Below are 12523 nucleotides of genomic sequence, written 5' to 3'. Positions count from 1 at the left end.
TTATTCGTTATCGTCTACATTCTTTTTGCCCGTTCTGCCGTTGATGCTCTTTTTGTTGACGGTATTATCTCGCTGTGTTCGTTTATTTCTCACGTCTCTTCGTTTCTGACGCTTGATGATGGAGTATATACCATCTCTTTTCTTGGTTTTTACCTTTTTACCAAGGAATACATTAGTGTTTATACCTTTTGCACCCTGGATAGGTGCTCTGGATAGCCCACTGGCTTCCTGTTTCACCCGGCGCTCGCCAAAATTAAAACTCATCCCAAACCTAAAATCAAAGGCTTTAGCATCCGGAGCAGAGAAGTTGATGATTTGATCAGCCGCAATATACATTTGGACCGGACCGCCTTTAGCAGTTAGTGCGGCTCCTATATTGAAAAATTGCTGAGGCAGCTTGGTAGCGCTTGCCGAGGCAGTAAAAGCTCTGCCAAACTTGTAGGTAACTCCTCCGCCGTATAACATTTTCAACTGACGCTGGATTAGACGTGATCCAGCGGTCACATAAAAGTCCATTTGTGGACTGTAATGATAAATCCAGCTTCCATGAGCGGTCACTGGTAGCCAGCTTCTGTAAGGGTTACTATTTTCTGTTGTTTCAAATTTACTAAAGAGGGAATCTTCAAGGGTTTGATCGATATCGTCAAAGTTATCCAGATCAACACCATTGTAAGTAAATGTTGTGTCGTTTAGCGAATGATTTTCGATATCTTCTTTCCAGTTGATGAATCCTATATCAACAATTGAACCCGTTATGGTATAGTATCTATTCAGATGATAAGTCCCTCCAAGATCAACAGCAAAACCTTTGTTTCCATTCATAACCAGGTGAGATTCAAGGTCTCCTTCATCACCGCTGTAGATGTCAAAACCGGAAGTTCTTAACGCAGTATTTTTCCAGTCTGCACTAACTTGAAATGCCTCTCCATCGGATTCAATCGTTGCTTTAAAATTCGAAGGAGTGCTGGCATTAGCAAAGCCAATAAGATATTTACCTCTAATACCTATGGTTAATTGATCATTCACAGGTGCTGCCAGCCCCAGCCCAAACTCTCTGTAATGGGTGGCCACCGCTCCTATATTAGAAAACTTTACTTTATCATTGAGAAACGCATTATTACCTTCAGTTATGACATACTCGAAAAGTTCTTTTGGATAAAGAAAATCAGCTTCGATACGCTCATTCACTGTAAAACTAAGCATTGGACCCACGTTGGTTCTGTATCCTATATGAAGAATGTTTGCATGAACCCTGGAGCTCACCATATTCTGCCTTTGCAGACTATTTAAAATTTTATTGATATCAACCGTGGTTTGCCCGCCTTCATTTCTGAACATCTGGTTGTAGCTTAGTTTATTATTTACATTCACATGAATGCCTGACAGTACAGGTAATCCGAGAAAGAACTTCCCCTCAGGAATGAGTGATGGGTTGATTAAATTATTTTGAAAAGTAGCATTCCCTAAATGCTGAAAAGACAGACTAGTTTGTCCATGAGCAATGAAAAAGGTGATAAGCAGCAATATGGTTACTGAAATCTTTTTCATTTACAGATCAACTTTTAGTTTTCCTCCTAAACCAACCTTCAATGTTAGTGTATAATCAGCCAAGATCTTAACGTAAATTTCTCTGGAAGTCTGACTTTGAGGAGTACTCAGTCTAAGTGTTATCAGAATATGTGATCCATTGGCAAATGCATCTATTCCTTCCGGCGAAATTGGGATGTCTGTAGTATTTCCATTAGGATCGGTTACTTCTCCATTTACGTTAATAAATGGGGCGCTGAGGACAAGGTTATCCGCAATTGAGTATAGGGTAGTACTGTCTTCATCCTGAACCTCCAGATCAACAATACCGGAGAAAGGGAGCTCATTAATGGTAACTATACGAATAAATGCAGAATCAACATCGCTTAAGTCAATTCCATTCCCCAGATCAAATGAGCCAGTTTCAGTTAAGTTGTCAAGCTGCACCTCCATTGGAATTTCTATTGCAACATTTGTATTGATCTGACTTTCTGGCTGCAAATAGTTTAGCTGTGTTGGATCTGTTGGATTAGAAGTCCCTGCAACACCAAAAGTTAAGCGGCTCGGGTTTGATCCAAGTAATGCTACAATGTTTGAGTTAGATCGATTTATCTCGATTGTTGATTGTGCCGCTTCGCCTTGTGTAGTCGGAGTTGGTGAGTTGACATCAGACCCTTCAATTAATGGTGGGTTGTTTACTATGTCACCTTTCAATGCTATCTGATTCCCTCCGCTTCCATCATCACCAACCAATCCCGAAAAGTCTGCTTCTACCGGAATGCCAAAAGAGTTTGTGAAATCAAATGTCATTTTCGGATTCCCGAAAGTGATTCCTTCACGAGCTGCCTGGCTGAAAAAATCCAGGTCTATTGATTGGTTACCAACTTGAATAAAGTCCTGACCAAATTTTCCGTAAATAAGACTGAATGTCTGGTTGCCATATACTAGGTCGAATGTGATTTGTTCATTCCCCGTCAGTTCATCTGTAGCGGCTAAATCCACTGTTGCCTCAAGTATGACAGAAAATGTGTTAGAACCGCCGGTTAGCTTCGTTTTATAATTAGATAAATCTTGTGATTGGGTGTCTGTTCCGATTCCATTAATGGAGCCACTTAAAACTACTGGAGTGTTGGTGTCTACCGTGGAGGTGTTTGAAATGGTGTATGAATAGTTTAGTGTACCTGAAAGGGTGGAGGTTGTAGTCATTGTAAGATTCCCTGTCTCATAAAAGACCGAATCCAGCAGCTCATCACCCTGCGGGCTATAGGCAAGATCAAAAGATTGGTTTATTGGTACGGTTCTCGCGGATCCGGCAGGAGATACAGGAGCAGAGGCTGCTCCATTTTCTACAATATCATTGATCTGAACAAAGTCGTTTGAAGCACCATATGATATTGTATCATAATATAATAGCGTCAGCAACGAAGTGCTGTCTTCCTGAAGGTTTAGTGAGTCGCCCGTTTGCTTTCCTAAAATGTCACGCATGACATAGGTAGTCTCTCCCAGTGGAAAGCTAAACACAGGAGTAAGCGTTGGCACCTTTATATCATCAAATACAATATCATCTACATTGCATGAGCCTAATAAAGATGCGGAGATAACTATGAACACAAATTTTTTCACCGCTGACAAGTTGATCTAAAATTAAGTCTTATTGAATAATATTTTCCAATTTTCGATTAAAGCCTTCAATACCTTGCAAACCACCTGTATGTAATAGGACTATTTTAAGATTTTTTTCAAATTTATCAGTTTTAATCATATCCCAAACGGTAAAAAAGGACTTTCCTGTATAAATAGGATCCAGTGGGATATTAAAGTTTTCTTTGAACCAGTTGATAAAATCGATCAAAACGCTGTTTACCTTACCATAACCGCCAAAATGATAGTTGTCAATTATTTCATAAGGACCTGAAATTTGATGTGTATTTAATAGTGATCCCATTTCATCATGAATAAACTTCCCTTTCAAAGTACTTACTCCAATGACCTTTTGCTTAGAGCTACAAGAAGCAAGTAACCCAGCGAATGTACCACCTGTACCTACTGGTGTAACAATTATGTCAAATGACTCCTTGATTTCTGGGATTATTTGTCCAGTACCACGTATGGCATCATCATTGGTACCGCCTTCAGGCAGGAAATAATGGGTAGGATATTCATTTTGCACCAAATGAGGGTTGTCTCTATACTGACGATAGATCGTTCGATCAACAAACTTCAAAACCATCCCTTTCTCATGAGCCTTTGACAATGTTGGGTTGCTGTCTTTGGTCAGTTCATCGCCACGAATAATACCTATTGCTTCTAATTTATTTTCATAAGCCATTGCAGCAGTAGCAGCAATATGATTGCTATAGGCGCCACCCATCGTTACCAACGATTTTATACCTGTTTTCTGCATGGCAGCCAGGTTGTATTTCAACTTCCGCCACTTATTCCCCATGATTTCAGGGTGGATCAGGTCGTCTCGTTTCACGAAAAGTTGCACCTTCTTTTCATCCAAAAGTGGGTGATTGATCTCTTGTAGTGGTGTTGGAAGGTTTACCATCGCTTAAATTTACAGCCATGACGGATGAACCTGCAGAATTAGAAGGAGACTTATACGAACATCATCACATAAAAGTGGATGCCGGGCAGGACCTGCTGCGTATCGATAAGTTTTTGATGGATCGCCTACCTAATGTCACAAGAAATAAAGTACAGGCTGGCATTAAGGACGGGTTTGTGAAAGTGAACGGTGAATCTGTAAAGCCAAACTATAAGGTGCATCCAGGGGATGAAATTTCCGTCATGCTACCTGAACCACCCAGAGATGAAGAGTTGGTTCCTGAAGATATTCCTTTAGATATTGTGTTTGAAGATGACCATCTATTGATTGTGAATAAACCTGCTGGAATGGTTGTTCATCCTGCTTATCAAAACTGGTCAGGGACATTGGTGAATGCACTGGCTTACCATTTTCAAAATTTGCCGGAAATGAAAGGTAATGACGGGAGGCCTGGGCTTGTCCACCGCATTGACAAGGATACTTCTGGGCTATTGGTGATTGCCAAAACAGAAAAAGCCATGAATGGCCTGGCGAAACAATTTTTTGATCATAGCATCGAGCGAACCTATTATGCGTTGGTGTGGGGTGTGCCGGAGGAACCGAAAGGTACCATTGATGTGCATGTCGGAAGAAGCTTGAAAGACCGAAGGATCACTGCAGCATTTCCGGAAGGTGATTTTGGCAGGAATGCAGTCACGCACTATGAGGTTTTAGAAGATCTGCGATACGTCTCACTAGTTAAATGCAATCTTGAGACAGGTCGGACCCATCAGATACGGGCGCACATGAAATACCTTGGTCATCCGCTATTCAATGATGCTACCTATGGAGGTGATGAAGTGCTTAAAGGAACGGTTTTCACTAAATACAAACAGTTTGTCCAAAATTGTTTTAAGCTGATACCCAGGCAGGCACTGCATGCTAAAACACTTGGATTCATACATCCCATCACAAAGAAAGAGGTGTTTGTGGATTCAGAATTGCCAGAGGACTTCACATCTGTTCTGGAAAAATGGAAGAATTACATTGACCATGTGGAATAAAAAAGGTCTCCATTTCTGAAGACCTTTATATTTCTAACTTATGAACAGCTTTAGAATTTTCGAGTGACTTCTTTGAGTTCTCTCATGGGGTTTGCATGCTCTTTATCCAAGCCAATGATCTCGAGCTTGATGTTTCGGTATTCTGCATTTTGCCTGAAGTCATCAAAAATTTCCATGATATCCGGGTGGATAAAATGTGAGCGCGATGCATCGATCGTAATATCCGAATCATCCGGCAGGTGAGAAACCGTCTCAATGATACTTGCTTTGTTAAGAAACGTTAGGTTCTCTGAAAGCTCAAGTCTCAATTTTGTTTCACCATTTTCCTGTAACGTCTTCACTACATATGGTTTTCTGAAATTATTGTAGAGAATATGGAAAATACCAACTACAAGTCCCATAATGATACCGATAAGCAGATCCGTGAAAATGATTCCAAGGATGGTTACCATGAAAGGGATAAACTCTGAACGGCCTGCAGCATACATCTTTTTGAAAAGTGAAGGCTTGGCCAACTTGTATCCAACCACAATCAGAATAGCTGCAAGGCTGGAAAGTGGGATCAGGTTAAGGATATTTGGAATAAAAATCGCAGAAATCAAAAGTAACACCCCGTGGAAAATAGGAGATAACTTCGTTTTACCACCGGACTGAATATTGGCGGAACTACGAACAATTACCTGAGTAATTGGAAGTCCTCCGATCATGCCTGAGATAATATTTCCAGTTCCTTGCGCAACCAACTCTCTATTTGTAGGAGTGATACGCTTTTGCGGATCCAGCTTATCTGTCGCTTCAACACAAAGTAGCGTTTCTAACGAGCCTACCACAGCGATCGTTGCACCAAGGATAAGCACATCTTTTCTGAGCATTGCGGCTGGATCAAAGAACGTAAACTGATTTATAAAATCCATAAAAGTACCAGCGACAGGCAAGCTCACCATATGAGTTTCATCAATGTAGAGTGATGATCCTGCAAACAATTGGTTAATTATAATCCCTGCAGTAACCACAATAAGTGGTCCCTGGATTACTTGAAATATTTTAATGCGTTTCATGAAAGGTCGTTCCCACAGGATAAGAACCGCCATAGATATAGCAAAGATGATTACAGCTCCTTCCTGAATGAAATCAAGCATGGTGATTAACTCAGAGAATGTGTTTTCACCGTCCGGCTGCACAAACTCCAAATCTCCTTCCGGGTCAGCATCATAGCCGAAAGCATGGGGAATTTGCTTAAGGAAAATAATGATTCCTATTGCAGACAACATGCCTTTGATCACCGATGAAGGGAAATAATAGCCGATAATTCCCGCTTTTGCGATACCAAGCAGTATCTGAATGATTCCACTCACAACAACTGCGGCAAGGAAAACAGGAAATGATTCCAGATCTTGAATACCGGCCAACACGATTACTGCGAGTCCGGCTGCCGGGCCACTAACCCCAACGGATGAGCCACTTATTAGCCCTACGATTATACCACCAACAATCCCTGAGATGATCCCGGAAAAAAGCGGTGCGCCAGAAGCAAGGGCGATCCCTAGACATAGGGGTACTGCCACCAAAAAGACGACAATACTGGCAGGAATGTCTGATTTAAAATTTTTGAAAATACTGGTTTTATGAGAGTCCATTATCTTTTTTAGTTAGTTATCGATGAGTTTCAATTAGTGTGTAGGGTGATTACTCAGGATAACTCAGGAGGAGGTGTATGAAAGTCTATGGATGGAGAATTCCAATATGGATCAGTGTATGTCTCCCACTTGTCGAGCGAAATATCCACGTAAGATTCTAGTGGCGAATGACTTCCACCAGTTGTTTTTTCTTTTTCCTTTTCACTGCTTTCTTCATGCTCCATTTCAGAATCTATCTCCACAGAAATGACGTCACCATAATGAAAGCAGGTGCTTATTTCTGCTGCCATGGCAAAACATAGCAAGACGGATAATATTCGGATGATGAAAAGATTTCGCATGGACGTTTTAACAACCAATTCTTACGGATTGTTTCAATCGTGAAAAACACTTACGCAAAGCTACTAAAGGAGGTTTTTACAATTGAAGAATAAAGAATGTTTTATGAAAGACTTGACTTAAAAGATAACAGTTCATCAAGGTATTCTCGATTATTGGCCAGTCGTGGGACTTTATGCTGACCGCCCAGCTTTCCACGTGATTTCATCCAGTTATAAAATGTTTTTTGAGGCACAATATGGACGATAGGCTCTTGTAGTGCAATATCCTTATATCGTTTGGCATCATAATCTGAATTGATTTCTCTCAGCTTCTCGTCTAGCAACTTAGAAAAACGCTCGACATCATTCGGCTGCTTAGTAAACTCGATGATCCATTCGTGACCTCCCTTATTACCTTCACCGAAATAGGTAGGACCGGCAGTGAAATTATCAATGATCGCATCCGTTTTTTTACAAGCCTCAGCTATTGCCACTTCAGCATTGTCAATGATTAACTCTTCTCCAAAGGCATTGATAAAGTGCTTAGTTCTCCCGGAGATTTTTATACGATAAGGGTTTGTGCTTGTGAAAGTCACGGTATCACCGATTCGATACCGCCAGAGACCGGCATTGGTTGTGATCAAAATCGCATAGTTTTTTCCAACCTCAACCTCATCCAGTGTTAGTGTCCGGGGGCTGTCACTATCCAGATCGCTAAATGGAACAAATTCATAAAAGATGCCATAATCAAGCATGAGTAGCATGTCTTTACTATCTGTTTGATCCTGAATACCAAAAAATCCTTCCGAAGCATTGTAGGTCTCCATGTATCGCATCTTTTTAGACGGGATCAATTTTTTGAAGATCTCTTCATAAGGAGTGAATGAAACAGCACCATGAAAGAATACTTCCAGGTTAGGCCAGATTTCCAGAATATTTTCGGCGTTATTTCGCTCGAGCATTTTCTCTATGAGCACAATCATCCATGTAGGTACACCTGAGATATTAGTCACATTTTCATTGGAGGTGATATCAACCATCTTGTCAATCTTGTCCTCCCACTCGTCCATCAAGGCGATATCCAAACTTGGTGTGCGGACCATTTGGGCCCACCAGGGTAAGTTTTTTAGTAATACTGCGGATACATCTCCGTAGTAGGAGTTTGCATTTTCATCAAACTGATTGATTTGGTGGCTACCACCGATAACCAGTCCTTTTCCGGCAAACATTTTTGCTTCCGGATAATTGTTGAAGTAAATACTCAATAAGTCTTTGCCTCCTTTGTAATGGCAGTCATCTAAAGCTTCCTGCGAAACCGGGATAAACTTACTCCTGGCATTAGTGGTGCCTGAAGATTTGGCAAACCATCTTACATCAGTCGGCCAGAGGACGTTTTGCTCGCCCTTCATCAGCCGCTCTATGTACGGATAAAGACCTTCGTAATTGACTGTCGGAACTTTGTTCTTGAAGTGATCATAATTTTCGATCGTACCAAAACCATATTTTTTCCCATAATCGGTTTTAGCAGCTTTCTTCACCAGCTCTTCCAGAAGCTCATTTTGAACTTCATGTGGGTACTTCATGAAAAGCTCAATCTGATGAATGCGCTTTTTCATTACCCAGCCTAAAATTGAATTGAGCAACTCCATACTACTAAAATATTAAATCTTGCGTTTCAGTTCGAAGTGCTTGCCCAGGTAAACCTTTCTTACCTGCTCATCATTGGCTAGTTCTTCGGCTGTTCCTGCTTTTAGCAGCCTTCCTTCAAACATCAAATAGGCCCGATCTGTTATGGAAAGTGTCTCGTTTACGTTGTGATCGGTGATAAGAATACCGATGTTTTTGTTTTTTAGCTGAGCTACGATGGTTTGGATTTCTTCAACAGCGATGGGGTCAACTCCGGCAAACGGCTCGTCTAAAAGCACAAAGTTGGGATCTACCGCTAGAGCTCTTGCGATTTCAGTCCTTCTCCTTTCGCCTCCAGATAGTACCTGACCCAAATTTTTTCGCACATGAGTCAAACTAAATTCTTCCAGAAGGCTTTCGCATTTTTCTTTTTGCTCTTGCTTGTTTTTCCCTGTCATTTCGAGCACGGACAGGATGTTATCTTCTACACTTAGCTTTCGGAATACTGAAGCTTCCTGCGCCAAATATCCAATGCCTCTTTTTGCTCGTTGGTACATTGGAAGGTCGGTTATGTTTTCCTTGTCAAGATAAATATCCCCCTCATTTGGCTTAATAAGTCCTACGATCATATAAAAAGAGGTTGTCTTACCGGCACCATTGGGTCCGAGTAGTCCTACAATCTCACCGGTATTCACTGAGACCGAGATGTCATTCACAACCTTTCTCTTCTTGTATTTCTTAACCAGATGTTCTGCGCGTAATTCCATAAAAGAGCTGCAATTTATGCATCAAATCTTACATCCTTGAGATTAAGGATGAGGGACTTGTTGCCCATGTAATTATTTTCCTCCAAATGGTAAGCAATCTGAAAAGGTTTCCCCACTTTGATAGATTCTATTTTATTAGCCATACCAAATCCAATAAACTCAAAAAGCTTCGTGCTGTTTTGAGCATGTAAGAATCCTTTGATGTGTGAATCTTTGATCACCTTCGGAGCAGTGTCCACTATTACATTTTTTGTGCCAAAAACGGGTGACATATTTTTTGGACCAAAAGGCCCCATTTGATTCATCACGTTTAAGGTTTTGAAAGTGATGAAGGAGAGCGGTATTTCTGTGTCAATTTCGACCTTAGGGATCAACTGTTCAGGGAGAATTCGCGCACTCACCACCTCTTCAAATCGATTGATGAAAGAATCAACATTTTTTAGTGGGAGTGTGAGGCCTGCCGCATGCGTATGTCCGCCAAATTGCTCGAGCAGATCGGAACATTCCGAGATCGCTTGATGCACATCAAATCCATCTACAGAACGAGCAGATCCGGTTGCTTTTCCTTTGGATTCCGTAAGGATGATGGTAGGTCTATGATAATGCTCAATGCATCTGGAGGCCACAATCCCGATTACCCCTTTGTGCCAATCCTCTTTGAATAGTACCGTGGATTTTCTTTCATCTTTAAATGCTGCAATCATCTCCAGGGCCTCTGAGGTAATGGATTGATCAAACTCCCTGCGCTCTTTATTGCGATCATTTAAATTATCTGCAAAAGCGTCAGTTTCTTTCGCATCCCCGATTAATAAATTAACGGACTCCTTTGCATGGGTGAGTCGGCCTGCTGCATTGATCCTTGGCCCGATGGAAAAGACCACATCTGAAATTGAAAATTCATTCTTCTTGCCGCTGACTTCAATCAACGACTTAAGCCCTGCCGAAGGCGAATGGTTGAGTTTTTTTAAACCATAGAAAGCCAGAATTCTATTTTCACCTACAATCGGAACAATGTCACTTGCGATACTAACAGCAACCAGGTCTAGTAACTCAAACAGCTTTTCCTTCTCAATCGTGTTTTGCTGACAAAATGCCTCTAACAACTTAAAACCCACTCCACATCCTGAAAGCTCTTTAAAAGGATATTTGCAGTCTTTTTGCTTTGGATCAAGGAGGGCATATGCTCCAGGGAGCTCATCGCCGGGTATATGGTGGTCGCAAATAATCAAGTCAATTCCCGCTTCCTGAGCTTGCTTAGCCCGATCAATTGCACGGACACCACAATCTAAAGCAATGATGAGCTTGAATCCCTTCTCAATCGCATAATCAATTCCTTTTTTAGAAATGCCGTATCCCTCGGTGTATCGATCCGGAATGTAGAACTCCAGATTATCCGAAAAATGTTTTAAAAACAAATAGACTAAACTGACAGACGTGGTTCCATCCACATCGTAATCTCCATAAATCAGGATTTTTTCTTTGTTGAAAACAGCTTCGGTCAGCCGGTTGACGGCCTTATCCATATTCAGCATCAGGAATGGATCATGCAAACGGCTGAGAGATGGCCTGAAAAACTCTTTTGCCTGATCAAAGGTGCTCACTCCCCTCTGTACTAAAATCTTAGCCAGATACTCATTGATGTTGATTTCCTTGCTTAGTTTCTCAACGATTTCCGGATTTGGCTCTTCCCTATATACCCATTGCTTTTCCACGGGATGAAGATATAAAAATGGCTGGCAAAATATTTGAAATTATCGTATATGATATTGAATGTTTATTTTGTCACCTCATTTTGGTCTATGAAAATTGCGCTCAACGAGATTTGGAACTTTTTGAAAATGGTCAACACCAAAGAAAAGGGTTGGTCTTTTGCGCTATGTGCTGGTGACGTAAAAGTGAGGGGGATATCTACCGACACCATGCTTGCACTGAAAGATGACGACTCATTCGATACGGAGTTACTTCCTTCTATTTTCACTTTCAGAGAAATACTCTGGCAACCAGATGTGTTTACCGAAGCAAGTATGAGTGTTCCATCTCTTCGAATTCTGAAGGCATTTTGTGAGGAGGCATGTACTGAACTGGAAGAACAAAAAAGTGAAGTAAATAACATATACATCCCCTTAATTAAAGGTGTAGCAGCTTGTTGTGGTAAAGCGATGAAGGCACTGGAGAAAGAAAAAGCAGATGTGAAAAAGATTTTGGGTGATTTGCGAACCTGTGCCTTTCCAGTGATCAAGTTTTTCATTTATCACCCTCAAAATCGTCAGGACTATTTTCAGGATGCCCAAAATCGACTGAATTATGCAGTCAAAATCATGCTAACGCAATTTTACGGACGCTATACTGAACTAGAAGATCCGTATTGGAAGGTTTCATTTTCTAAAACAAAAGAGAAAAAAGATTCGGAACCTATTACCGAGGAACAATAGCTTTGCATTTCCAGTTTAGCTTCAAGCAATGACTCGTAAAACGGAAAAAGAACTACCTGATCGAAGGCGCTTCCTTCTTAAGAATCTGCTACGCGGATTTTTATGGTTGGCGGTCATAGTCATTGCGTTTATTTATGCCCGGAAGAATTACGACTTTACTCTTGAAGCAGTATTGGGCCCAGTATATGACAGGCCAACTGTTGTATACATGATCTTTCTTGCTTCTGAGGTGATTTTTGGAATCATACCACCCGAGTTTTTTATGATTTGGTCACTCCGCAGTGAAGTTTTGTTGACCTACATAAACAATATCATTGCTTTATCAGCGATTTCTTATGTCGCCGGGATCATTGGATTTGGGATAGGAGCATATCTTAAAAACACACGTTTTTATCGCGTTATGAAAGTCCGTGTATTTGGAAAATTTGAGAAGCATCTCAACAACTATGGTGGCTTTCTGGTCGTGGTAGCCGCTTTGACACCACTACCTTTCTCTGGTATCGCTATGCTGGTGGGGTCAGTGCATTATTCGTTTAAAAAATATTTATGGTTTTCCCTCTTTCGGTTCTTACGCTTTTTGGTGTATGGAATAATCATTTGGGAAGCCAACATCTTCTGAT

General features: G+C 41.0%; 11 protein-coding genes. 3 read left to right on the top strand and 8 right to left on the bottom strand.

Annotated elements, in window-relative coordinates:
- The 3 genes from CHB71_RS00130 to CHB71_RS00120 are packed head-to-tail and all read right to left on the bottom strand — an operon-like array spanning position 1 to position 4078.
- A complete protein-coding gene (locus CHB71_RS00130; protein ID WP_089354849.1) occupies positions 1–1548 on the bottom strand; it encodes a DUF5723 family protein in 1548 nt (515 codons plus the stop codon).
- A complete protein-coding gene (locus CHB71_RS00125; RefSeq protein WP_144017272.1) occupies positions 1549–3150 on the bottom strand; it encodes a hypothetical protein in 1602 nt (533 codons plus the stop codon).
- A 28-nt stretch (positions 3151–3178) separates the two neighbouring features.
- Entirely contained in the window at positions 3179–4078 is a 900-nt protein-coding gene (locus CHB71_RS00120) for a 1-aminocyclopropane-1-carboxylate deaminase/D-cysteine desulfhydrase (protein ID WP_089354847.1), read from the bottom strand.
- Positions 4079–4095: 17 nt separating this feature from the next.
- Between CHB71_RS00120 and CHB71_RS00115 the strand changes: the two genes are divergently transcribed.
- On the top strand, positions 4096–5121 hold the full coding sequence (locus CHB71_RS00115) for an RluA family pseudouridine synthase (protein ID WP_089355585.1): 1026 nt from the start codon (positions 4096–4098) through the stop codon (positions 5119–5121).
- A 50-nt stretch (positions 5122–5171) separates the two neighbouring features.
- Here the strand turns inward: CHB71_RS00115 and CHB71_RS00110 are convergent, their stop codons facing one another.
- From CHB71_RS00110 to recJ, 5 genes are all read right to left on the bottom strand, one after another.
- The gene (locus CHB71_RS00110; protein ID WP_089354846.1) at positions 5172–6758 is read right to left on the bottom strand and encodes a SulP family inorganic anion transporter; all 1587 of its coding nucleotides are present in this window, start codon (positions 6756–6758) and stop codon (positions 5172–5174) included.
- 53 nt (positions 6759–6811) lie between these two features.
- Positions 6812–7099, bottom strand: a complete 288-nt coding sequence (locus tag CHB71_RS00105; RefSeq protein WP_144017271.1) for a hypothetical protein — start codon at positions 7097–7099, stop codon at positions 6812–6814.
- Positions 7100–7200: 101 nt separating this feature from the next.
- Positions 7201–8694 (bottom strand): GH3 auxin-responsive promoter family protein, encoded by a 1494-nt coding sequence (locus CHB71_RS00100; protein ID WP_245811187.1) that lies wholly within the window; start codon positions 8692–8694, stop codon positions 7201–7203.
- A gap of 45 nt (positions 8695–8739) precedes the next feature.
- Positions 8740–9471: an LPS export ABC transporter ATP-binding protein gene (lptB, locus tag CHB71_RS00095; RefSeq protein ID WP_089354843.1), complete on the bottom strand. Its 732-nt coding sequence runs from the start codon at positions 9469–9471 to the stop codon at positions 8740–8742.
- Between the two features lie 14 nt (positions 9472–9485).
- Positions 9486–11183: a single-stranded-DNA-specific exonuclease RecJ gene (gene recJ, locus CHB71_RS00090; RefSeq protein WP_089354842.1), complete on the bottom strand. Its 1698-nt coding sequence runs from the start codon at positions 11181–11183 to the stop codon at positions 9486–9488.
- A gap of 87 nt (positions 11184–11270) precedes the next feature.
- On the opposite strand from recJ, the gene CHB71_RS00085 reads away from it, so the two are divergent.
- Positions 11271–11903, top strand: a complete 633-nt coding sequence (locus tag CHB71_RS00085; protein WP_144017270.1) for a hypothetical protein — start codon at positions 11271–11273, stop codon at positions 11901–11903.
- A gap of 28 nt (positions 11904–11931) precedes the next feature.
- Positions 11932–12522: a VTT domain-containing protein gene (locus CHB71_RS00080; RefSeq protein ID WP_089354840.1), complete on the top strand. Its 591-nt coding sequence runs from the start codon at positions 11932–11934 to the stop codon at positions 12520–12522.
- The last annotated feature ends 1 nt before the right edge of the window (position 12523 follow it).

This window comes from Ekhidna lutea (assembly GCF_900188325.1).
In the GTDB taxonomy this organism is placed as follows: domain Bacteria; phylum Bacteroidota; class Bacteroidia; order Cytophagales; family Cyclobacteriaceae; genus Ekhidna; species Ekhidna lutea.
Note: the sequence above shows the minus strand (reverse complement) of the source record. Positions and strands in the feature narration are given on the sequence as shown.

Coding starts and splice junctions, on each gene's coding strand:
- CHB71_RS00105 (WP_144017271.1), bottom strand. CDS start 7,099: ATGCGAAATCTTTTCATCATCCGAATATTATCCGTCTTGCTATGTTTT.
- CHB71_RS00120 (WP_089354847.1), bottom strand. CDS start 4,078: ATGGTAAACCTTCCAACACCACTACAAGAGATCAATCACCCACTTTTG.
- CHB71_RS00110 (WP_089354846.1), bottom strand. CDS start 6,758: ATGGACTCTCATAAAACCAGTATTTTCAAAAATTTTAAATCAGACATT.
- lptB (WP_089354843.1), bottom strand. CDS start 9,471: ATGGAATTACGCGCAGAACATCTGGTTAAGAAATACAAGAAGAGAAAG.
- CHB71_RS00115 (WP_089355585.1), top strand. CDS start 4,096: ATGACGGATGAACCTGCAGAATTAGAAGGAGACTTATACGAACATCAT.
- CHB71_RS00130 (WP_089354849.1), bottom strand. CDS start 1,548: ATGAAAAAGATTTCAGTAACCATATTGCTGCTTATCACCTTTTTCATT.
- CHB71_RS00100 (WP_245811187.1), bottom strand. CDS start 8,694: ATGAAAAAGCGCATTCATCAGATTGAGCTTTTCATGAAGTACCCACAT.
- CHB71_RS00080 (WP_089354840.1), top strand. CDS start 11,932: ATGACTCGTAAAACGGAAAAAGAACTACCTGATCGAAGGCGCTTCCTT.
- CHB71_RS00085 (WP_144017270.1), top strand. CDS start 11,271: ATGAAAATTGCGCTCAACGAGATTTGGAACTTTTTGAAAATGGTCAAC.